Source organism: Sphingomonas sp. TDK1 (assembly GCF_001650735.1).
Taxonomy (GTDB): domain Bacteria; phylum Pseudomonadota; class Alphaproteobacteria; order Sphingomonadales; family Sphingomonadaceae; genus Sphingomonas.
On sequence record NZ_LXVY01000027.1, the window covers coordinates 66,923 to 88,846 of the forward strand.

Consider the following 21,924-nt stretch of genomic DNA (forward strand, 5'->3'; position numbering starts at 1 on the left):
CGCTGTCAGAACGGAACCCGCCTTGATGCGGGCCATATAGGGGGAGAGGACATGTCGGGCATTGCTGCCGTTCGTTGCGCTGTCGCGCCGACGTCTTTCCCTTTTGATCCTTGTTTTTCGGTTCCGGCCCCCTCCTCAAGGGCGGATCACCTGCGGCCGTCGTCGTCCCGAATCACGGCGGCGGCCGCATTTTTAGTCTATGGCGTCGGTATTGCGTCCGCACGCACTGCCACGCCCCTGCAGGATGTCTCGCGCCGATGATCGCAATCCGTGCCTTTGCTCTCGTCCTCTTGACGGTGAGCGCCCCGGGCGCGTTGCTGGCGCAAGATGCAGTGCCGGGTGCCGTGCAGTCCTGGCGGGATACGACGCGCTCGCCAGACATACGGGCGGATGCGCTGGTGCGGGCGATGACCCATGCTGAGAAGCTGCAGCTCATTCACGGTTTTTTCCCGCCCCGCGTCAATCCGGCACCGACCGACATGATTCCTTCGGCCGGCTACGTTCCCGGCATTCCGCGCCTGGGCATTCCCACGCTGCGCGAAAGCGACGCCAGTCTCGGCGTTGCCAACCAGGTCGAGCAGCGCAAGGGTGATGTCGCCACGGCGCTGCCGTCTGGGCTCGCCACCGCCGCCACCTTCGACGTCGCGATGGCCCGAGCCGGCGGAGCAATGATCGGGGCGGAAGCGCGTGCGAAAACCTTCAACGTCCTGCTCGCGGGCGGCGTGAATCTCACCCGGGATGCGTGGAACGGCCGCAACTTCGAGTATCTGGGCGAGGATCCGCTGCTCGCCGGCTATATGGCGGGAGCGGCGATCGAGGGCGTTCAGTCGAACCATATCGTCTCGACCGTCAAGCACTTCATCCTGAATAGTCAGGAGACGGGCCGCACGGTCCTGAACGCGCGGATCGACGAAGCGGCGCTGCGCGAAAGCGACCTGCTCGCCTTCGAATTGGCGATCCGGACCGGCAAGCCCGGGTCGGTGATGTGCGCCTATAACCGCATCGAGGGCGACTATGCGTGCGAAAGCCACCATATGCTCACCGATGTGTTGCGCGGCGACTGGCGCTATGCCGGCTGGGTGATGAGCGACTGGGGTGCCGTGCATTCGACCGTCAAGGCGGCCGTTTCCGGGCTCGATCAGGAATCCGGCCAGGAGCTGGACCACGCCATCTATTTCGCGCCGGACAAGATCGATGCCGCCATCCAGGCGGGCCAGATCAGCGAGGCGAGGCTGGACGAGATGGTCCGGCGCATTCTCACCGGCGTGATCGCCAGCGGTCTCTACGATCATCCGTCACCGGCTGTCGCGCAGCCGATCGACTATGCCGCGCACGCGGCGGTTGCCCAGCGCGTCGCCGAGGCCGGGATGGTATTGCTGCGCAACCAGGGCAATCTGTTGCCGCTCGCCAGGACGGCGAAGAAGATCGTGCTGATCGGCGGCCATGCCGATGTCGGCGTATTGTCGGGCGGAGGATCGAGCCAGGTGCGCTCGGTCGGCGGCGCGCCCGTCGAAATTCCGTTGACCAGCGGTGCGGCGGCTTCCTTTGCGCGCGTGACCTGGCATGCCTCGTCGCCGCTCCGTGCGATCCGCGCCAAGGTGCCGCAAGCGCAGATAACCTATGTCGACGGTCGCGATCCGGCTGCCGCCGCGGCCGCGGCCCGCAACGCGGATATCGCCATCGTGTTCGCCACCCAATGGGCCACCGAGGCGCAGGATCTGGAATCGCTGGCGTTGCCGGATCAGCAGGATGCGCTGATCGCCGCGGTCGCCAAGGCCAGTGGCAGGACGGTGGTCGTCCTTGAAACCGGTGGTCCGGTATTGATGCCCTGGCTGGAGCAGGTGCCCGCCGTGCTGCAGGCCTGGTATCCCGGTCAGCGCGGTGGCGAGGCAATCGCTGCCATCCTGTTCGGGGAGGTCAACCCGTCCGGTCGCCTGCCGATCAGCTTCCCGACAAGCGCCGACCAGTTGCCGCGCCCCAAGCCGGTGGTGCCGGCCGGGCTCAATTCCAATGCGGCGAGCGACGCGGGCGCCGGGGACGGGAGCGCGCTGCCGAGTTGGGACGTCACCTATCAGGAAGGCGCGAATGTCGGCTATCGCTGGTATGCGGCGCAAGGCACCCGGCCACGGTTCCCGTTCGGATTTGGCCTGAGCTACACCCGCTTCGGCTTCGGCGCGGCCCGATTCACCGGGGGCGCGGCGCCGGCGGTGACCTTCACCGTCCGCAACCAGGGGCGCCGCGCCGGTGCGGTGGTGCCGCAGCTCTACGTGACGGGGCCGGAGGGCGGCGCACCGCGCTTGGCCGCTTGGAAGCGCCAATGGCTGAAGCCAGGCGAAGCCGCGCAAGTAACGCTTGCGGCGGACGCACACGCCCTTGCCCGGTGGAAAGCGGGCAAGTGGTCGATCGCACCGGGGCGCTATCGACTTGCTGTCGGACAGGATTCCGCTTCCGCGACCATCGCGCAGGAAGTAGAGGTCGCGTCGATGGTGATTCGTCAATGAAAACAAAATGAAAGGGGTGAATTTGAAGAAGAGCGAAACAACGCTGTAGCCGGGCTTCGCCGGCATTCAGCGGATAATAGTGGCCTAACGGCCGGTTCAGGAGGGGAAGAAACCCATGCGAATGATTCAAGCGCCGCGCCTGCGCGCGGTATCCATGCTCGCCGTTGCGACGGCGCTCGCCATGCCCGGCATCGCCGCGGCGCAGACCAGCGGCGCGACCGACTCGCCCGCAGCCGACACCAGCGCCCCACAGGAGGGCGCCGACATCGTCGTTACCGGCATTCGCGCATCGCTGGAGCGCTCGATCGCGATCAAGCGTGACTCGACGGGCATCGTCGACGCGATCTCGGCCGAAGACATCGGCAAGTTCGCCAACACCAACCTGGCGGAATCGCTGCAGCGCATCACCGGCGTGTCGATCGACCGCGTCAACGGCGAAGGCTCGACCGTGACGGTCCGCGGCTTCGGCGCGCAGTACAATCTGGTGACGCTCAACGGGCGCCAGCTCGCGGCGTCGAACATCGTCGCGGTGGGCGGCGACCAGGGCGGTGACGGCGCGGGCGGCTTCGGCCGTTCGTTCGACTTCGCCAACCTCGCCTCGGAGGGCGTGAAGACGCTGGAGGTCTACAAGACCGGCCGCGCCGCGATTCCCTCGGGCGGCATCGGCGCCACCATCAACATCGTCGGCGTGCGTCCGCTCGATCGCCCGGCCGGCTTCTCCGGTTCGATCGGGGCCAAGGCCAGCTACGACACCTCGGCCGACGATTGCATCAGCTGCGGCAGCCATGTGACGCCGGAATTCTCGGGCGTGGCGAGCTGGAGCGATCAGGAACAGCGCTTCGGTGTCACCCTGTTCGGCAGCTATCAGAAGCGCAATTTCAGCTTCCCGAGCCAGGCGAACAACTATTGGAACATGCCGCGCCTGTCGGACTTCCTGGATCCGTCGAAGGGCTATGTCACCGCGGGCACCAAGATCAACAACCGTCCCACCGATCCGAACACGCTGGTCGCCGTGCCCGACGACTATCGCCACCACTTCTCGGAAGCGAGCCGTGAGCGCATCAACGGCCAGGCGGTGGTCCAGTATCGTCCGTCGGACAGCATGACCTTCACGGTCGACGGTCTGTTCGCCCAGCTGCGCTCGTCCGAGCGCCGCTCGTCCCAGTCCAACTGGTTCTCCAAGCCGTTCGATGAAGTCACCTTCGACGATTCGAGCAACGGCATCGCGACCACCAAATATCTCCACGAGACCCTGCCGGGCGTGAAGGACGAAGGCTTCGAGCAGGCCTATCGCGCGCAGAAGAACCGGCTGTGGGACATCGGCGGCAACCTGAAATGGGAGCTGGCCGACAATTTCACCGTCAATATCGACGGCCATTTCGGCAAGGCGGAGAGCCTGCCCGACAATCCCAATGGCCAGACCTCGACCACGGTGGCGTTCAACGGCAATATCGTGACGTCGCATGGCTTGAACTGGGATAATGACGGCTTCCCGACCCAGACGCTGACGATCAACGACTGTTTCTCGAACACGACGCCCACCGGGACTCCGTTCAAGAACGGCAACTGCAACGGCGTGTTCGATGCGGGTGATCTGTCGGCGGCCGTGCAGCGCCAGTTCGCCTCGACCCAGTCGCAGAAGATCAAGGAAGGCCGCATCGACGCGGGCTGGGATCTGGGCGGCGGCAGCCGTTTCGATTTCGGCGGCGACTATCGCAGCACCGACACCCGCCAGACCCAGTACAACACGCGTCAGGTGCTGGGCGACTGGAACAACGCCCTGCCGCCGGACGTCGCCGCGTTCGCGCCCGGCACCGTCCAGCAATATTGCCTGGTCTGTCAGTTCCACCACAACAACGCGACCGCCGATGCAGCGGGCAAGGTCGCCTGGCGTGCCGAGGACCCGACCAAGCTCTACAACGCGCTGTACAATCATTATGTCGGCATCACCAATGATGGCATCAACCATCAGAACATCATCGACGCCAACAACGACAATCGCGTGAAGGAAGACATCTGGGCAGCCTATGGCCAGCTGACCTGGAAGGGCGAGTTGGGCGGCCGCAATGCCACCCTCGTCGCCGGCATCCGCTACGAGCACACCAAGGTGAAGGCGACGTCGTACCAGACGATCCCGCTGGCGGTCGTGTGGGAAGCCGACAACGACTTCTCCGTGCTCAACTCGGTGAACCAGCAGGCGGTAACCGGCCGCGGCAGCTACGATAATCTGCTGCCGCAGATCGACTTCCAGATCGAGGCGGCGAAGAACCTGATCGGTCGCGTTTCGTACAGCAAGACGATCTCGCGCGCGCCGTTCGGCAACCTGTTCGCGTCCACGGGTGCGGGTGCGCTCAACAACCCGACCTCGCTCGGCGGCGTCGCCACCGGCAACCAGAACAATCCGGCACTCAAGCCGCTCGACTCGGATAACTTCGACATCTCGCTCGAATGGTATCCGCGCCGTGACGTCTATCTGTCGGTCGGCTTCTTCGACAAGCGGGTGCATAACTTCATCGGCAACACGGTGGTGCAGCGGAACCTGTTTGGCCTGCGCGACCCAACCGCTGGCCCGATCGCCCAGGCCGGTCGCAACATCGTTACCGGGCTCGGTGGCGACATCAGCAACGTTAACCTGTTCACCAGTGCTGCGGTCGTGCAAAAGTACAACGGCAATGTCGCGCAGGCGACGGCGGAGCTGGCGAGCCACTATGTTCCGACGACGCGCACGTTTGACTCCGCCTATGTCAGCAACACGCTTGCCGCGCTCAATGTGAATCCGACCGCGGCGGATCCGCTGCTGAACTTCTCGGTCAACACGCCGATCAACAACAAGGACGCGGAGATCTACGGCGTCGAGCTCGCCGGTCAGTACTTCCTCGGAAACACCGGTTTCGGTCTCGCCGCGAGCTACACGTTGGTACGCGGCAATATCGGCTTCGACATCACCGCCGATCCGACGGCCAACCAGTTCGCGCTGGTCGGCCTGAGCGATACCGCCAACGCCACGCTGATCTATGACAAGCACGGCATCTCGGCGCGCCTTTCGTACAACTGGCGCGGCAAGTTCCTGAGCGACGTCAACCGCGGCGCGGCGCATAACCCGGTGTTCAACGATCCGTACGGCCAGGTCGATCTCAGCATCAACTATGACCTGACCAAGAATATCGCGCTCAGTTTCGAAGGCATCAACCTCCTCGAGGAAGGCGTTCGCAGCTACAGCCGCGATTACATCAACACCTGGTACGAGTCCGAGGGCTCGGCCCGGTATCTGGTCGGCGCGCGCTTCCGCTTCTGAAGCCCGCCTGTACACAAGGGAAAGGCCGCTCGCTTCGGGCGGCCTTTCTCGTTTAAGGTCCGCACATCATGCCCCGCGCCGTGCTCAACAATATCGACCATGCCGATCTGCGGATCCGGCTGAACCGTGGCGCCGCGTTCGGCGATGCGGTGAACCAGATGACGGTGTTCCCCACCGAATTCGAAGCGCTCCAGCGCGAATACGTCCTGCTCTTCCGCCGCGACGACGATGGCAGCTGGCGCTCGACGGTGCTGCTCGGGCTCGATGCCGACGAAAATCTCTACCTCGACGGCGATCGCTGGGATGCCGATCAGCTACCCGCGCTGATGGAGATCGGCCCCTTCTCGATCGGCCTGCCCCGGCCCGGCGAATCCGGCGAGCCGATGATCCACATCGACACGGATCATCCCCGCGTCACGACCGGCGAAGGTGCCCCGCTCTTCCTCGAACAGGGCGGCAATGCACCCTATCTCGATCGTGTCGCGGGCGTCCTGCAGGCAATCTATGTCGGTGACCAGCTCTCGCAGCCGATGTTCGCCGCGTTCGAGGCCGCCGGGCTGCTCGAGCCCGTCACCTTCGATATCGAGCTTACCAGCGGGCGGCGGTACAAGATTCCCGATTGCTGGGTGATCGAGTCCAGCCGCTTCGCCGCGCTGGGCGCAGCCGCGCTGGCAGCACTGCATGCGCAGGATTTCCTGCGCTGCGCGGTTTGGCAACTTTCCTCGCTGGGCAACCTGCCGCGACTGATCGCGCGCAAGGAACGCCGCGAGGTCTGAAGGCAGGGCAGGACAGAGTTCACAGGGGAGAGGGCAATGGACGTACAGAAGTTTCGGGTGGTGATCGCCGGCGGTGGTACGGCGGGCTGGGTGGCCGCGGCGGCGCTGGTGCGCCATCTGGGGCCGAGCCTCGACATCACACTGGTCGAATCCGATGCGATCGGGACGGTTGGGGTAGGTGAGTCCACCATTCCCACGGCCTGGACCTTCCACAAGCTGCTCGGCATCAACGAGCAGGTCTTCCTCCGCGAGACGAATGCCACGTTCAAGCTCGGCATCTCGTTCGAGAACTGGCGGCGCGAGGGCGATCGCTATTTCCACCCGTTCGGCTCGATCGGCCGGGGGCTTCCGCTGTGCGACTTCCAGCATTTCTGGCTGGAGGCGCGGCGGCGAGGGTTCGGCGGCGCGCTGGGCGACTATTCGCTAGAGACGCAAGCCGCGCTGGCGCAGAAGTTCGCCACCGGCGATCCGATGCCGCTCGCCTACGCCTATCATCTCGACGCCACCGCCTATGCCGCCTTTCTTCGCAGCCTGGCCGAGCCTGCCGGGGTGCGGCGCGTCGAGGGCCGCATCACCGAGGTGGAGCAGGCCGATAATGGTGACATCGCCGCGCTGGTGCTGGAAGGTGGCCTGCGGATCGAGGGTGACCTCTTCATCGACTGCACCGGTTTCCGCGCGCTGCTGATCGAGGAGACGCTGAAGACCGGCTTCGATGATTGGAGCCACTGGTTGCCGACCAACCGGGCATTTGCCGTCCAGTCCGAGACGACCGAAGCACCCGTACCCTACACCCGCGCGATCGCGCATGGCGCGGGCTGGCGCTGGCGGATTCCGCTCCAGCATCGGATGGGCAACGGCTTTGTCTATGCCAGCGACCATTTGTCCGATGACGAAGCGCGCGAGCAGCTGCTGGCGGCCGTTCCCGGCCGGGCATTGTTCGATCCGCGCCTGATCCGCTTCACCACCGGCATGCGCAAGAAGGCCTGGAGCCGCAACTGCGTGGCGCTGGGTCTGGCGAGCGGATTTATCGAGCCGCTCGAATCGACGAGCATCCATCTCGTGATGATCGCGGTCACGCGGCTGCTGCAGAATTTCCCCACCCGCCATGACATGGCGGCACTCGCCGCGCGCTTCAACGCCCAGTCTCGCGCGGAATCGGAGCATATTCGTGACTTCATCATCCTTCACTACAAGCTCAACGATAGGCCGGAGCCCTTCTGGCGGGAACATGCCGCCCGCGCGGTACCGGACAGCCTGTCGGCACGAATCGCGCTGTTCCGTGAGGGTGCGGTAGCCTATCAGGAAGGCACAGACCTGTTCCGCACCGACAGCTGGAACGCGGTACTGCTTGGGCAGGGCGTGACACCGCGGGACCACCACCCCATGCCCTCACAAATTCCGGACGCGGATCTCCAGCGGGCCTTTGCTGACCTTCGCGCGGGCATCGCGGCGCAGCTGGCACAACTGCCCGGCCATGCCGAGTTCATCTGCCGCTATGCCGCAGCGAAGGTGCCTGCCGCCGCGTGAGCGATCCCATATGGTGCATCTGTTCGGCGTTGCGCCGCGCAACTAGGGCCTCGCAAACCGATCAGCGGCGGCTGCCGAGGAGGGCGATCTCGGCGACCCGCAGGCTGATCTCGTCAGCATTGGCGATACCGGACTTGCCCCAAGCAAAGGCAGAGCGGTCGCCGCCCAGATCCGCGCGCACGCGTTCCGCCACCCGTTCTAGCTCGACCGCGGTGGGCGGCCGACCTTCGGCGATGCAGGCGATCACTTCGGGCGCGATCGTGATTGGCATTGCAAACATCCTTACCCCTCCCGGTACTGCCGGAAGCTGGGGACGAACGAGAGCGAAAAAAGGTCCATAGCGGAGCGCTTGCGACGAACTGCGCGGTCGCTAGGATCGCTGTCGATGTCCGCTCCCGCGCTTCGTATCGCCGGCCTGCACAAGGCATTTGGCAAGCCCGTCATTGCCGGCCTCGACCTCATCGTCGGCGCGGGTCAGCTCTACGCCCTGCTCGGGCCGAACGGCGCCGGCAAAACCACGACCTTGCGCATGGCGGTCGGGCTCACGGAACCCGATGCCGGTAGTATCGAGATTTTCGGAATCGACGCGCGGACCGATCCGCAGGCGGCCAAGGCGATCACCGCCTGGCTGCCGGACGAGCCGATGCTCTACGACAAGTTGACGCCTGCAGAGTATCTGGGCTTCGTCGCGGGCCTGTGGCGGATCGGCCCTGATGCCGCGGCACCCGAGGCTGAGCGACTGCTGCGCTGGTTGGAGCTTTGGGACGTGCGAGACACCCGATGCGAGGGTTTTTCGCGCGGCATGAAGCAGAAGGTGGCGCTGGCCGGCGCATTGATTCACGATCCGCAGCTGCTGATCCTGGACGAACCGCTTACCGGCCTCGATGCGACGATGGCGCGATCGGTCAAGGATGCGCTGCGCTCGGCCGTGGACCAGGGCAAGACGGTTATCGTCACCACCCATATCCTTGAGGTCGCCGAGCGTCTTGCCGATCGTATCGGCATTATCGCCGGGGGAAGGCTGCTCGCCGAGGGCTCACTTGAGGATCTGCGCGCACTGGCCGGGCCGGACGACATGACGCTGGAAGATGCCTTTATCCGTCTGACGAGCCGGTTGTGATCGGTTGGGCGATGCGGCGGCTCTCGCCGGGCAGCCTGCCTTGGCTGACGCTGCATGAACTTCGCGGCAGCCTTCGTGCGGCGAGCCGCGGACGCGTCGGCTTGATCCTTGGTGCGCTGGTCCTGCTCGGTTATGCGGGGTTCGGCGTTTTCTTCGGGATATTGCTCGCGGATGTGCATTGGCGCGCCGGACCCTTGGCCTGGCTGACCGTTTTGATCGCCTCGGGCCTGCTCTTCACTTTCATGACAACTCAGGCGCTGCTGGCGAGCCAGCGGACCTTGTACGAGGCCGGCGACCTCGATCTGCTTTTCTCCGCCCCCCTCGATCCGCGCACGGTAGTCTCGGCGAAGTTGCTCGGCATCGCCGGGGGTGTTGTTCTCACATTTTCGCTCTTCCTGCTTCCTGTGCTGTTGCCGGTAGCGTTGCTTGGGCATCCCGAGCTTCTCGGCGCCGTGGCCCTCGTGGTTGCGCTCGCGCTCGCTGCAGCCTGCCTGGGACTCGGCGTGACCGTGCTGCTGGCGCGTGTCATCGGACCGCGAGCCGGTCGCACGGTGGGGCAGATCCTCGCCGCGTTGGCTGGGGCAGGCTTTTTTCTCACGACGCAGATTCTGAACCAGCGCGATGGCGCGCGAGAGTCCGGCGTCGAGTTTCTCATGCGCGCAGTGCGTGAGCGGGGCATCGGCAGCGGCCCGATCGGCAGCCTTCCCGGCCGCGCGGCATTCGGCGAGCCGCTCGCCATTCTGCTCCTGCTCGGGGGGGCGATGTCGTTGTTCACGCTCGCGGTCTGGGCGATGCAGCATGGCTTTCTTGCCGGATATCGTGCCGGAGGCATGCGCCCGACGCGAAACAAAGCGGCCCGGGGTGGCATTCGCCGCCATTTTCATACGCACCTGTTCGGTGCGATCTTCGCCAAGGAACTGCACCTGCTGCTTCGGGATCCCGCGCTGATCTTCCAGGTGCTTCTGCGAATCATCTATCTCGCGCCGATTCTGCTGCTTGCTTTCCGGGACCATCGCGGCCTGCCGATGGCCCCGACGCTCGCATTTACCAGTGTGGTGATCGCCGGGCAGCTCGTTGCGAGCCTGGCATGGCTCGCGGCGTCCGCCGAGGATGCGCCCGATCTGCTGAAGGTCGCCCCCGTTGACAGGGAAGAGCTGGACCTCGCGAAGTTGCTGGCGGCGATGGCGCTGGCGGCGCCCCTGGGGCTGCTGCTGCCAATCGCCATCGCCCTGGAAACGGTGCCTGGCGCGCTGGTCACCATATTGTTCACGGCGGGTGCAGGCGGCGCGGTAGGGTATCTTGAAGTCGCGCACGCGCAGCCGGCGCCGCGCTCGACCTTCCAGCGGCGGCAAAAGGGCGGCGGCATCGCGCGGAATCTTTTTGAGTTCCTGATCGCCGTGCTGCTGGGGCTGGCGGCGGGGGTAATAGTCTACTTCCTTTAATCCTATCTTGGGAGCCTATCGTCGGAGATGGATAATTCACGCCGTCGTTTTGCCGAATGGTTCATCGGTATTGATGCAGGTCCGCAATCAACGCTTCGTAATCATAACCAGAAAGCTTTGTAGAAACGTTCTCACGATCGGTGCGTACCAAAGCAGTGGAACGGAAAACAAGTTTCGTAGTATTATCCAGTTCAAATGCTCTCATATGCAAGAATGAATATTAATAGGGGAGGGGTTATGGTACGAGCTGCTTTAGCGCTGCCACTGTCTCGGCGAAATCGGATGGTAGCCGATCAGAAGATTGAGCGGTGATCGTGAAGTCCTCACGGTGAGCGCTCTTGTGCGAGCATGCGTGGTAGCGCTTGCGGGATTGCTGCTCGTTCTTGCTGCATTGTACATCGGTGCCTGGCGGGATGACTATCAACGTGCCGTAGCGGAGCAGTGGCAAAGCCATACCATTTCTACCGTCCGGCAAACGCGACTCCTGGCCTCCGCGATGGAGCGGGCTGAATCCGCGCAACGTGCGCTGCTGTTGACCGGGCAACGGGAGGATGCCGAGCAGTATCGCCTCGCCGTCCAGCGCGTGCCGCTGCTTATTGAAAGGCTGGCGGCACTAACCTCCGATAATGCCTCACAGCGGAGCAACATCCTCGTTCTGCGGCAGGCCGCCGAGGCGAAGTTGGCCATCATGGCAAAGCTGGTCGCGCTTGCCGAAAGGGGTCATCGAGACGAGGCCGTCATGTTGCTGCGGACGGGCGTCGGCCGGGACCGGATGACCGCGGTTCAAACGGTAATCGCGCGGATGGCCGGCGAAGAGGAGCGCCTGCTTTCCCAGCGTGCGGATATGGCCGAGCGAATGCATGCACGAGCGCAGCACATGCTGTGGGGGGCGTTGGGGCTGGGTGTGTTGCTGATCCTGGTGTCCGGGCTTCTGGCCGTGACCAGCGTGCGTACGGCCGCGCAGGCGGCAAGCGCCGTGGGGCTTCGCGAGCGCGGCCGACAACAGGAGCGGGTGGCCGCCCTCGGTCGCGAGGCTCTGTCCGCCACGGATTTTCAGCGGTTCGCCAAGAGCGCCATGGCCGCCTTGACGGAGAACCTGGGTGCGCACGCGGCGCTGCTTGTTCGCCAGGACGCTGGCCGCTCGGGCATGATCGCGGTCGGTCTGGACGACGCAGAGGCGGAGGATCTGTCACTGCAGCTCGCTGACCTGCCCCTGGCAAACGATTCCGTCCATATGGAGGATCGATCGGGCAAGCCTGTCCTGCTCGTCCCCATCGCCGGCGCCGAAGGGCGCTTCGGCGTGATTGCCCTACCGCATGGCAGCGGGAAGCCCTTCTCGCAGAACGACATGCCATTCGTGCTCGCCATCGGCAATCTCATTGCCGCGGCAGCGCAACGCGACGCGGACCGCCAGGCGCTTCTGGATTCGCTCCATCATGCGGACGCCGTCTACCAAGCCTATTTTGAGAATACCGCCGAGGCATTGTTCGTCGTGGGCGTGGATCCTGACGGCGAGTTTCGCATCTTGGGCGCCAATCCAGTCTATGAGGCTACGACCGGCCGCAGAATGCGTGAATTTGTGGGCCAACCCCTACAGGCATGGTTGCCACCGACTATCCTCAACGCTGTTCGCGCCAATCTTCAGCATTGCTGCGATACCGGGAGGCCCTATCGGCTGGAGGAAGCGCTTGTTGTCGATGGCGGGATGCGCATCTGGGACACGGTGTTGGTGCCGGTGTTCGATCGCCCGACCGAGGGCGCCGAAGGCCGCGTGTTCCGCATCGTCGGATCGGGGCGTGACATCACCGATCAACGGCTGGCGCAGGACCGGTTGCGCCATGCCCAGAAGATGGAAGCGTTGGGGCAGCTGACCGGGGGTGTCGCGCACGACGTCAACAATCTGCTCACCCCGATCGTCGGAGGGCTGGATCTGTTGCGAAGGCGCATATCGGATGACCGCGGCTTGCGGCTGATCGACGGTGCTTTGGCGTCAGCGCAGCGTGTGCAGATGCTGGTGCAGCGCATGCTGGGCTTCGCTCGTCGTCAGCATCTCCAGCCACAGCCAGTGGACGTCGGGAACTTGATCGACAGCATGCTTGAGCTGCTGTCTCGATCGGTAGGACCGCAGGTGCAGGTGCTGCGAGAGATTCCATCCGGTCTGCCCCCGGCCCTGGTAGACCCTAATCAGCTCGAACTTGCCTTGCTCAACCTCAGCGTGAACGCGCGCGATGCGATGCCGGAGGGCGGTACGCTGACGATCGATGTCGCACTGGTGCACGTCGACGCGGAGGCCGGCGGGGAGCTGGCTCCCGGGCAATATCTCCGCCTGAGCGTGACGGATACCGGGCTCGGCATGGATGCCGCGACGCTTGCGCGCGCGAGCGAACCCTTCTTCACCACCAAGGCCGTCGGCCATGGTACGGGGCTGGGCCTTTCCCTCGTCCACGGTCTTGCCGAACAGTCGGGTGGACGCTTTCTGCTCACAAGTACGCCGGGCGTCGGTACGCGTGCCGAACTGATGCTGCCGGCGACCGAAGCCCGTGCGTCGGCTGCCGTTCCGCAAGGCCCCGGCCAGAATGCCGAGATGCGTCCCGCCCGCATCCTGCTGGTCGACGACGAAGACCTTGTGCGATCGACCGCTGCGGAGTCGCTCCGCGAGCTCGGTCACCAGATCATCGAAGCCAATAGTGGCCCCGCCGCCTTGGAAACCATCCGTGGGTCCGCTGCGATCGACCTGCTCGTCACCGATCACATGATGCCGGGAATGACCGGCGAGCAGCTTGCCCTTAAGATGCGGGAGCATCAGCCGGATCTGCCGGTTCTGCTCGTGACCGGCTATGCCAATCTCGCCAGCTCCGAGACGAAGAATCTCACTATCCTGCTCAAGCCTTTCAGACCCGCGGAACTGGGGCGCAAGGTGGCCGAGCTGCTCGCATGACCTGACAGCCTTCAGGCGCCGGTTTGCAGCGCCAGCCTAGCTTCCTCGGTGACGGCGTAGACAGCGTGGCGCTGGGCACCACGATTGTGATGGTCGACCCGGAACCCCTGATAATGCCGCCGAACCAGACCGGCGCGTACCAGCTCCGACACCGCCCGGCTGACATTGGTGCGGCCGGACAGGCGGATGCGGTGCTGGACTTCGGCCTCGATCGCGCGCTCCGCTGCTTCCGGGTCCACGGGCAGTGCCCCCGCCTTTTCCAGATCCGCACGGGCGCGCGCCGCGAGACTCTTGCGCCGGGGATCGCGCCTAGCGACAGGCGTCAGTGCATCGCTCAGCCAATCCCGCACCGAAACGCGATGGCCGTTGCGCTCGATCCAGGGGCCTGCCCAGCCGGTGCGGTCGCTCGCCTGGGCGATCAGCTGCAGGACCATGAAGCTGTAGCGGGGGCGCTCGCATGTTTCGCTGAGCCGATTCAGCACTGCCGGCAAATCCAGCTGAGGGGCGGGGGGAGCAGCTTCCGGCACGACGCGGGCGGCGGCGGCGAAGAGATCTGGCTGGAACATAGCAGGAATCTAAGCACGTCGCGACTCGCCTGTGAATCCCTTGTTTTTCGCGATGGCCAGTTGGACCAGCCATGGCACTTTGCCGCGCCAGGGAGGACCACCGCTGGTGGCACTTTACCCGGTGGTAAAGTGCCACGAACGGCAGGCAGCGGCGGGCTAGGCGGGGGGGCCTCGAAGCGTTAGGGTCGGGCACGGCACGCAGACAGCAATGGCAGGCGGGTCGCCCCGCAATTTCGACGAGCCACGCCCTTGACCGACCGCAACCCTGCCTCCGCTACATTGACCGCGCCTACCAGAGCCTTCACCGCCATGCCGTCCGACACGCGAGCAGCGATCGGGTTTTCGGGTGGACAGGTTCGGGGTGCGGTGCTTTGTGCAGTCGCCGCCTGCGCCTTGCTGCTATGGACGGCCGGACTGACAATCGATCCACTCGCGCATAGCAACATCCCCTATTATGCGATCCTCGCAACTGCCCCCCTGCTGCGACTCTGGTGCCTGCGGGATGGTCGGCGATGGGGAGTCATACTTGCCCAGGTGGTGGAATATTATACGCTGTTCATGGGCATGGCCCTTATCGGCGCGGTGAGTTCCTACCCGGTGGCGGCGATGAGCGAGGGATTCGCCGATGCAGGCCTGCAGCGGGTGGACGAGCTGCTACAGTTCGATTGGCTCGCCTGGTACCGGACCGTCGCCGCGCATCGTTCGCTCCAGCTGCTCGGCATCGCCGCCTATCAGAGCATCTTTCTCACGCCGGCATTGTTGCTGGGCTGGTTCGCCGTGACCGGGCAGCGCCGCGAGGCCCATCGTTTCCTGGCCGCCTTCGCGATCGCTGCGGTGATAACGCTGTCCATCTATAGCCAGATGCCGGCGGTAGGGCCCTTTTCCTATCTCTGGCATGGGCCGATCCCCTATATGCCGGTCAGTGAATTGTGGCAGCCGGACATCATTCCTGCACTGCGGGACCATAGTCTCACGGTCGTCGATGTCGGACAGTTGCGCGGGCTGGTCTCGGCGCCGAGCTTCCACGCCGCCTCCGCGACGCTCTACATTGCCGCGGCCCAGCGTTGCGGCCCGCTGCGCTGGTGGCTGACCGCCATCGCATCCGCAATGCTGCTTTCCACGCCGGTAGAGGGCACGCATTACCTTATCGACCTCATCCTCGGCGCCGGCGTGGCGTTGGTCGCGTGGTTTTTGGCCACGCTGCTGATTCGATGGCGCGTTCGGAAGGTCGAGAAGGATGTGTGCGCGTAATGTCGGTCCTGCGCGGCGAGCGTGGCGGGCACATTCCAGGGGCGTCGGGTCCTGCCGCGGCGGCACCTGAAGCGCAGGGGCCGGCCTCCCGCCTTACGGGTCAGTCGCCCAGGACAGTCTCCACCGCCGCACGGAGGGCGCTCGGCGAACAAGGCTTCGAGCAAACGACTGCCTGCGGATAGCGCCCACGAAGCGACGTCGCGTCGGCATGGCCGGAATGAAAGATGATTGGCACGCCGGCGTCGCGCAGCACGTCTGCGGCCGGGAACACTTCACCGTCCGTCAGCCGCACGTCGAGGATCGCGCAACCGGGCAGATGCTGAGCGACTGCCTCCAGCGCTTCGGCCACCGAGACATAAGGCCCATCGACCGCGAAACCGGCTTCTTCCACCACGTCCTGAACGTCCAGTGCCACGAACAGCTCATCCTCGATGAGCATCACCGTCTTCGTCATTCGCAAGCACTTTCGCCGGCAGTTGCATACGGATGGCGAAGACATGATCCTCCACCGACCGGGTTACCGTAACGCCGAGCTGGCGGGACGAGGTCTGCACCAGGATCGTGCCGAAACCGGTTCCCGACGCCGCTGATACGGGCCGATCCCCGGACTCGCGCCAATCGAGGCGGAGACCATCAGCGACAAATTCCCAAGCGACGGAAAGTTCCCCGTCGTTCGGTCCAAGCGCGCCGTATTTCACCGAATTCGTCGCCCATTCGTGGAGCATCAACGCGAGCGGCGACAAGCAGGTCCGATGAATTTTGACAGCGGGGCCCTGGATGCTGACGGTTGCATGGTCGCGATAGGGCGCCAGCGTCGTCTCGACCAGCTCGGCAAGGTCAATCGACTGCAAGGCGCCGGCGGGGGCGGCAAGCGAATGGGCACGGCCCAGCGCGGCGATCCGCTCGCGCATGTCGTTGGCGAAGCGGATCACGTCGTCATGGCTGCGGGCACCGGCTGAGATCATGCCGCTGACGATCGCGAACAGGTTCTTTACCCGGTGGTTCATCTCGCGCAGCATCAGCTCGCGCGTCTCGGCGAGCTTGTATTCCGGCGTAATGTCGATCGATACGCCAACCAGCCGGCGCGGACCCGCATCGTCCACCCGCCGCCCGAACGTCTTGATCCGGCGCACGTTGTCGCCATCAACAATACGGTAGCTGATCTCGAGGTCGCCGCCTTCGGCGATCACGCGGGCCAGCTGGGCTTCAAAGGAAGGCCGGTCCTCCGGGTGTATCCGGTCGAGCCGTGCCCCCGGATCGTTGAGCGCGATGCCGGCCGGGATGCCGAGCACGTCACGGGCATAATCGTCGACGACTGTCTCACCGGTGTCGACGCGATATTCCCATACTGCGATGCCGCCGGCGCGGATCGCCATGTCGAGCCGCTCGCGCTCGGCGGCCAGCGCACGTTCGAGCGAGAGCGCATCGGTGATGTCGGTCAGCACCAGAGTCGCGCCGTCGGTGGTGCCGTTCTGCGCGCGATAGGGCAGGGTGCGCATCGACAGCGTGCGGCTACCGTCCTGGGTGGTCACCCGGCGTTGCAGCGGGCCTTCGCCGGCGATGACCGCGCGGGCATCCGTCAGATAGTCGTTGCTCGCCAGTCGGCTGGCGACGTCCGCCAGTGGCCGCCCGCGGTCGCTCGGCTGGAGCGGGAACAGCGCGGTGGCCGCTTCGGTGAAGCTGCGAATGCGCATGTCGGCATCGAGCACCACCACCGCGAGATCGGTCGATTCGAAGAAGTTGCGCAAATCCGAATTGGCGACGGTCAGCTGATCGACCTTGCCCTTCAGCTCGTCATTGACCGTGGAAAGCTCCTCGTTGGTTGACTGAAGCTCCTCGTTCATCGACATCATTTCTTCGTTGGAGCTCTTCAGCTCCTCGTTCGCGGTCTCCAGTTCCTCGACGGTGGTGCGCAGGCGGTGGCGGGTGACGCGCAGTTCGTCTTCGAGCGCATCGAGATGGTCGTCGCCGGCATCGAGCTCGGCGACATCCTCGTCGAGCGCGGGGCGGAACGGTGCGGTCTCGCGGAATACGAACAGCAGCGTGCCATCGGGCATCGGATCGCAGACCACGTCGATCGTCTGGCTGCCATATTCGGACTCGACGGTGACGTCGCGCGCCACCACCCGCTTGCGGCGATCGCGACCGGCGCGGAGCAGCGGGCCCAGCACGTTGCGCAGGCCTGGGCGGGCAAGGCCGATCGCGCTCGATCCGCCGGTGCGGGTTACGGGAAAGTCGAAATAGCGGCCGAGCCGGCCATAGGCGGCAATAATCACGCCTTCCTGGTCGAGCACCAGGCTGGCGGGCGCATAGCGATCGATCAGCCGGCGGACCGCCGCGGTCTCCTCGGCGCCGACCCGGCCGGACTGGCGCTCGTGCCGGTCTTCGCGCGGGCTGCGGGCGCGCGAGCTCCCCGGCAGGTCGATCGGGTAATTGGGCGCGCCCGGCGAGCGTTGAAAGATGCGTGCCTGGCCGTCGATCGCCGGGAACAGATGCTCGAAGCGGCCGATCGTCTCCGAGGGGCCGAGGAACAGATAGCCCTCGGGCCGGATCGCGTAATGGAGCAACGGCATCACCGATTGCTGCAGGCGATCGTCGAAATAGATCAGCAGGTTGCGGCACGAGACCAGGTCGATCCGCGAGAAGGGCGGGTCCTTGACCAGGCTGTGGTTGGAGAAGCGGATCATGTCGCGGATCTGCGGCACGATCTGGAACCGGTCGCTATGCGGCAGCGTGTACCGCTCGCGCATCGCAGGCGGCAGGTCGACCAGCGCGGACGCAGGATAGATGCCGTTGCGGGCGATCTGGAGCATCTGCTCGTCGATGTCGGTCGCGAAGATCTGCACGCCGGTAGAGGGCAGCGCGAGCTTGCGTGCCGCCTCGGCGAACAGCATCGCGATGCTGTAGGACTCCTCCCCAGACGAGCAGCCGGGGATCCAGACGCGGATATCCTCCTCGCCGGTCCAGCTGCGCATCAGCGGCTCGATTACCTGGGTGCGCAGCCGATCGAACAGGTCGGCGTCGCGGAAGAAGCGGGTGACGTTGATCAGCAGGTCGCGGAACAGCGCCTCGCATTCGTCCGCGTCGGACTTGGCGCGGGCGAGATAGGCGCGGCCGCTCGTCATGCCGAGCACGTGCATCCGCCGTTCGATCCGTCGGACCAGCGTGGTGCGCTTGTAGCCCGAGAAGTCGTGGCCGACGGCGGTACGCAGCACCTTGCACAACTCGTCGACATGATCGGCGACCAGCGAGGCCTCTTCCTTCTGTTCCTCGTCGCCGCTGCGGTGGAAGAAGGCGTGGAGGCAGTCCAGCATCTGGCCGGGCGCCTTGACGAAATCGACCAGCCCCGTGCCCACCGCCGAGAGCGGCATGCCGTCATAGCGCGCGCTCTCCGGCGCCTGCACCAGGCAGACGCCGCCATGTTCCTTCACCGCGCGCAGTCCGATCGTGCCGTCGGCGCCGGTACCCGAGAGGATCACGCAGGCGGCGTTGCCCTGCTGGTCGGCAGCGAGCGAGAGGAAGAAGTCGTCGATCGGGCGGCGAAGCCCGCGCGGCTGGGCGAAATCGGTCAGCTCCAGCGTGCCACCGCGAATGGCGAGGCCGTGGCCGGGCGGGATGATATAGACCTTGTCCGCCTCGATCCGCTCGCCGCCCTCGCACTGGAGCACTTCGAGATTGGTCTGCCGGTCGAGCAGCTGCGCCAGCATGCTCTCATGGTTGGGGTCGAGATGCTGGACGATCACGAACGCCATGCCGGTTGGCGCGCGGGCGGGCGCGAGCATCTCGCGCAGCGCTTCCAGCCCGCCAGCCGAAGCGCCGATGCCCACGACTGGTAGCGTGGTGGCCTTGGCGTCGAACGGCGCGTTCACAGATAGCTGCTCGTATCGAGGTCAGAGAGCGTCATCTTGGCCTGGGCGATCGTCGCCGCGGTGTTGGCGATGGTGATCAGCGTGCCTTCTACCGCAATCCCGCTTTCGGCGACAACCGGCGCGAGTCGCGCAATCGTTTGCCCAAGCACATTGTCATATTCCGCGAGCCGCTCGGGTTGGGTTCGGCTGACGTCGAACTGTGAGGCGAAGATGTAGCGCACCTCGCCGGTCAGCGCGCGCAGCTTCGACATGTAGAGCAGGTTGACGAACGGCGTGCCGTCCTTGCGAAAATTGACGATGGCGGTGCGAACGCTGGTCTGCGCGTCGTCGTCGAGAAAGGCGTGGATGCGGGTGCGCGCTTCCCGGTTGTCGCTGTCGCCCTGGAGGAAGCGGCAATTCTTTCCGGCGATTTCGTTCGAGGCATAGCCGGTAAGGTCGCGAAATCGCTGGTTGGTGAGCAGCAATGGATGATCGCCGACCGCCTCGCCGAGCGAAAGGGCGACGGGCGAGCTCTCGAAATAATCGCGGAGCGCGGAGGGGAGGTGCGGGGTCATGTCTGCTCGAGCCTCGGTAGGGAAGCAGAACGACCTGTCCCGGAAACTGATCCAGGATAGGCACGATTCAGACATGAAACAACCCGGCTATATCGATGGTGCGCCGCTAGCTGTTTGATTTCGCAGGCGTTCCAATCACCGATGGAAGGCGGCGTCGCCCCACACGATCGGCAGTTGTTCGTTCACCACGCCTGCGGACCGCGCTACCAGTTCTACCAGCTTCACGCCGGCGACGTTGACGGAGAGCGGCTTGGCCGGCGCGCCGCGACGCACGGGCGCGGCGGTGGCGAGCAGCCGCCGGTCGCCATAGATCTGGAAGGTGACGGCGTGCGCCGCATCGGTCGCCGAATCGTCGACGCCGACCGAGACGCTGAGCTGGCGATAGCCGGCATTGCGCACCTCCAGCCGCGAATTGGCGAGCACGCCAAGGCCTGCGGTGAAGTGCTTGCCCGCCACCGCGAGCTCGCGGCCATAGGGCGTCGCATCCGCCTGCGCGCCGCCCCAGCCGGCGTAGAGCGGCCGCTGCCCGGCGCCGCGGGTGCCGCTCCAGGATACGACGGCGCGGTGGATCGTCGGATCGGCCATCGGCGCGGTGATGCCGTCCGCCGCCGGATTCACGCTGCCGGGCATTTCGGAAAGATACAGGCCGTCGGTAAGCAGCCGCGGGCCCCTGGCCCGGAACACCAGGGTTTCATGCGGGGCCAGCTTGAACTTCGCCTCTTTCCGGAAGCTGGAACTGGCGCCGCTCCACAGATCGGTCAGCGCGATCGCCGCGTCGTCGCGCAGCTTGAGGTGCTGCGCGGTGAGGATCGCTTCCATCGGCGCGGCGGTGCGGTTGAACAGCGCGACCGCCTTGTCGCCGTCCGCCAGCGTCTTGACCAGGATCTGGAAGTCGTCGCTGTCATAGGCGAGCACCGCCTGGTTGCCGGCGGGATCCTGGTCGACCGAGATCAGTGCGGCATTGCCGAAGATGTCCATCAGCGCTTGCGGGGTGGTGCGCAGGTCGGCGCCGATCAGCAGCGGCGCGGAGACCATCGCCCAGAGCGCGAAGTGCGAGCGCGCCTCGGTGAGGTGGTCGGCATCGAACTCGCCCTTGCCGATGAAGAGCATGTCGGGGTCGTTCCACGAGCCCGGATGCGCATAGAGCGGGCGGCGCGCGGCGGTATCGAAATTGGTGAGCAGCCGCGTCCAGTGAGGCGTGATGTCGTCGCTGGTCCGCGAGATATTGCCGACATCCTTGGCCCAGCTGCGCACGTCCGCCGATCCCCAGATGCATAGCGACAGGAGATAGTCCTGGTCCGGATCGGCACGGACCAGCGCCGCCTTCACCTGCGCGAACATCGCCCGCACCGCCGGGATGTTCGAGCGGTTGACGCTGTCGAGGTCGAGGATCGGCGCCAGCGGGCGGTAGCGGCCGGCGCGGACCAGCGGGCTGTCCTCGCCGTACGCGCGCAGGCCGCAGCCGTCGATCTTGATATAGTCGAAGCCCCATGCGCCGAAATAGAGCGCGATGTCCTGATCGATATGGCCGTAGAGCCCCACTTCGCGTTCGGGCACGCTGCCGCGCGGCAGATTGGGCTCGTTGGGGCCATAGGCCTGGGCGCAGGTGTTGCGGCCGAGATCGGTATAGATGCCGGCCTTCAGCCCCATGGCGTGGAGCCGATCGGTAAACGGCTTGAACGAGGTCGCGCCGTCGGCCGTGCGGGCCGAGGGGAACTTGTCCGCGCGGACCAGCATCCGCCCATCGGTGCGGCGATGGTCCCACCAGCCCTCGTCGAGATTGACGTAGCGATAGCCCTTGGCGGCGAGTCCGGTGTCGACAATCTTCTGCGCCGAGGCGAGCACCTTCTCCTCGTCGACATCGGTGGCGAAGGCGTTCCAGCTGTTCCAGCCCATCGGCGGGGTGGCGGCGCGGCCATCGGTATTGGCGGACCAGCGGCCGGTGGGGGCGAGGGGGTCGCGCGGCGCGGCCTGCACGCTCGCCGATGCCAGCAGCAGCGCCGAAATGCCCGCCAAGGTCTTGATCGCCATCCCGCTTCTCCCCTCGTTTATTTGTCCGACTAACCGGAGCCTCGGGGGCGAGGC

Annotated in this window: 14 protein-coding genes; 8 read left to right on the plus strand and 6 right to left on the minus strand. The window is 65.4% G+C overall.

Annotated features, from left to right (window positions below; all coding sequences use genetic code 11):
• The first annotated feature begins 257 nt into the window (after positions 1 to 257).
• The 4 genes from A7X12_RS14595 to A7X12_RS14610 all read left to right on the plus strand — a co-directional run bounded on the left by A7X12_RS14595 (position 258) and on the right by A7X12_RS14610 (position 8,099).
• Positions 258 to 2,501, plus strand: a complete 2,244-nt coding sequence (locus tag A7X12_RS14595) for a beta-glucosidase (RefSeq protein WP_064312318.1) — start codon at positions 258 to 260, stop codon at positions 2,499 to 2,501.
• Positions 2,502 to 2,616: 115 nt separating this feature from the next.
• On the plus strand, positions 2,617 to 5,796 hold the full coding sequence (locus A7X12_RS14600; protein WP_064312319.1) for a TonB-dependent receptor: 3,180 nt from the start codon (positions 2,617 to 2,619) through the stop codon (positions 5,794 to 5,796).
• 68 nt (positions 5,797 to 5,864) lie between these two features.
• On the plus strand, positions 5,865 to 6,572 hold the full coding sequence (locus A7X12_RS14605) for a SapC family protein (RefSeq protein WP_064312320.1): 708 nt from the start codon (positions 5,865 to 5,867) through the stop codon (positions 6,570 to 6,572).
• A gap of 36 nt (positions 6,573 to 6,608) precedes the next feature.
• Positions 6,609 to 8,099 carry a tryptophan halogenase family protein gene (locus A7X12_RS14610; protein WP_064312321.1) on the plus strand — a complete coding sequence of 497 codons (1,491 nt, stop codon included), beginning with the start codon at positions 6,609 to 6,611 and terminating at the stop codon, positions 8,097 to 8,099.
• A 61-nt stretch (positions 8,100 to 8,160) separates the two neighbouring features.
• On the opposite strand, the gene A7X12_RS14615 is transcribed toward A7X12_RS14610, so the two are convergent.
• Complete coding sequence (locus A7X12_RS14615) at positions 8,161 to 8,370, minus strand: hypothetical protein (protein ID WP_232318524.1); 210 nt, start codon at positions 8,368 to 8,370, stop codon at positions 8,161 to 8,163.
• 114 nt (positions 8,371 to 8,484) lie between these two features.
• On the opposite strand from A7X12_RS14615, the gene A7X12_RS14620 reads away from it, so the two are divergent.
• The 3 genes from A7X12_RS14620 to A7X12_RS14630 all read left to right on the plus strand — a co-directional run bounded on the left by A7X12_RS14620 (position 8,485) and on the right by A7X12_RS14630 (position 13,599).
• A complete protein-coding gene (locus tag A7X12_RS14620; protein WP_064312323.1) occupies positions 8,485 to 9,219 on the plus strand; it encodes an ABC transporter ATP-binding protein in 735 nt (244 codons plus the stop codon).
• The gene (locus A7X12_RS14625; protein WP_232318525.1) at positions 9,216 to 10,661 is read left to right on the plus strand and encodes a hypothetical protein; all 1,446 of its coding nucleotides are present in this window, start codon (positions 9,216 to 9,218) and stop codon (positions 10,659 to 10,661) included. Before A7X12_RS14620 ends, A7X12_RS14625 begins: the two co-directional genes overlap by 4 nt.
• A gap of 370 nt (positions 10,662 to 11,031) precedes the next feature.
• Entirely contained in the window at positions 11,032 to 13,599 is a 2,568-nt protein-coding gene (locus tag A7X12_RS14630) for a CHASE3 domain-containing protein (protein WP_157105603.1), read from the plus strand.
• Positions 13,600 to 13,610: 11 nt separating this feature from the next.
• On the opposite strand, the gene A7X12_RS14635 is transcribed toward A7X12_RS14630, so the two are convergent.
• Positions 13,611 to 14,165, minus strand: coding sequence for a hypothetical protein (locus A7X12_RS14635; RefSeq protein WP_064312325.1), 555 nt, complete (start codon positions 14,163 to 14,165; stop codon positions 13,611 to 13,613).
• Between the two features lie 249 nt (positions 14,166 to 14,414).
• On the opposite strand from A7X12_RS14635, the gene A7X12_RS14640 reads away from it, so the two are divergent.
• The gene (locus A7X12_RS14640) at positions 14,415 to 15,416 is read left to right on the plus strand and encodes a phosphatase PAP2 family protein (protein ID WP_064312326.1); all 1,002 of its coding nucleotides are present in this window, start codon (positions 14,415 to 14,417) and stop codon (positions 15,414 to 15,416) included.
• A 100-nt stretch (positions 15,417 to 15,516) separates the two neighbouring features.
• Here the strand turns inward: A7X12_RS14640 and A7X12_RS14645 are convergent, their stop codons facing one another.
• The 4 genes from A7X12_RS14645 to A7X12_RS14660 all read right to left on the minus strand — a co-directional run bounded on the left by A7X12_RS14645 (position 15,517) and on the right by A7X12_RS14660 (position 21,870).
• Positions 15,517 to 15,870 carry a response regulator gene (locus tag A7X12_RS14645; RefSeq protein ID WP_064312327.1) on the minus strand — a complete coding sequence of 118 codons (354 nt, stop codon included), beginning with the start codon at positions 15,868 to 15,870 and terminating at the stop codon, positions 15,517 to 15,519.
• Entirely contained in the window at positions 15,839 to 19,285 is a 3,447-nt protein-coding gene (locus A7X12_RS14650) for a CheR family methyltransferase (protein WP_064312328.1), read from the minus strand. Before A7X12_RS14650 ends, A7X12_RS14645 begins: the two co-directional genes overlap by 32 nt.
• Complete coding sequence (locus tag A7X12_RS14655; RefSeq protein WP_064312329.1) at positions 19,282 to 19,839, minus strand: PAS domain-containing protein; 558 nt, start codon at positions 19,837 to 19,839, stop codon at positions 19,282 to 19,284. The genes A7X12_RS14650 and A7X12_RS14655 overlap by 4 nt, the downstream gene beginning before the upstream one ends.
• 135 nt (positions 19,840 to 19,974) lie before the next feature.
• Positions 19,975 to 21,870 (minus strand): NPCBM/NEW2 domain-containing protein, encoded by a 1,896-nt coding sequence (locus A7X12_RS14660; protein ID WP_064312330.1) that lies wholly within the window; start codon positions 21,868 to 21,870, stop codon positions 19,975 to 19,977.
• Positions 21,871 to 21,924: the final 54 nt, after the last annotated feature.

What these genes read in the sequence shown, in the direction of transcription:
- A7X12_RS14595 (WP_064312318.1), top strand. Translation starts at nt 258, where the DNA reads ATGATCGCAATCCGTGCCTTTGCTCTCGTCCTCTTGACGGTGAGCGCC.
- A7X12_RS14600 (WP_064312319.1), top strand. Translation starts at nt 2,617, where the DNA reads ATGCGAATGATTCAAGCGCCGCGCCTGCGCGCGGTATCCATGCTCGCC.
- A7X12_RS14605 (WP_064312320.1), top strand. Translation starts at nt 5,865, where the DNA reads ATGCCCCGCGCCGTGCTCAACAATATCGACCATGCCGATCTGCGGATC.
- A7X12_RS14610 (WP_064312321.1), top strand. Translation starts at nt 6,609, where the DNA reads ATGGACGTACAGAAGTTTCGGGTGGTGATCGCCGGCGGTGGTACGGCG.
- A7X12_RS14615 (WP_232318524.1), bottom strand. Translation starts at nt 8,370, where the DNA reads ATGCCAATCACGATCGCGCCCGAAGTGATCGCCTGCATCGCCGAAGGT.
- A7X12_RS14620 (WP_064312323.1), top strand. Translation starts at nt 8,485, where the DNA reads ATGTCCGCTCCCGCGCTTCGTATCGCCGGCCTGCACAAGGCATTTGGC.
- A7X12_RS14635 (WP_064312325.1), bottom strand. Translation starts at nt 14,165, where the DNA reads ATGTTCCAGCCAGATCTCTTCGCCGCCGCCGCCCGCGTCGTGCCGGAA.
- A7X12_RS14645 (WP_064312327.1), bottom strand. Translation starts at nt 15,870, where the DNA reads ATGACGAAGACGGTGATGCTCATCGAGGATGAGCTGTTCGTGGCACTG.
- A7X12_RS14655 (WP_064312329.1), bottom strand. Translation starts at nt 19,839, where the DNA reads ATGACCCCGCACCTCCCCTCCGCGCTCCGCGATTATTTCGAGAGCTCG.
- A7X12_RS14660 (WP_064312330.1), bottom strand. Translation starts at nt 21,870, where the DNA reads ATGGCGATCAAGACCTTGGCGGGCATTTCGGCGCTGCTGCTGGCATCG.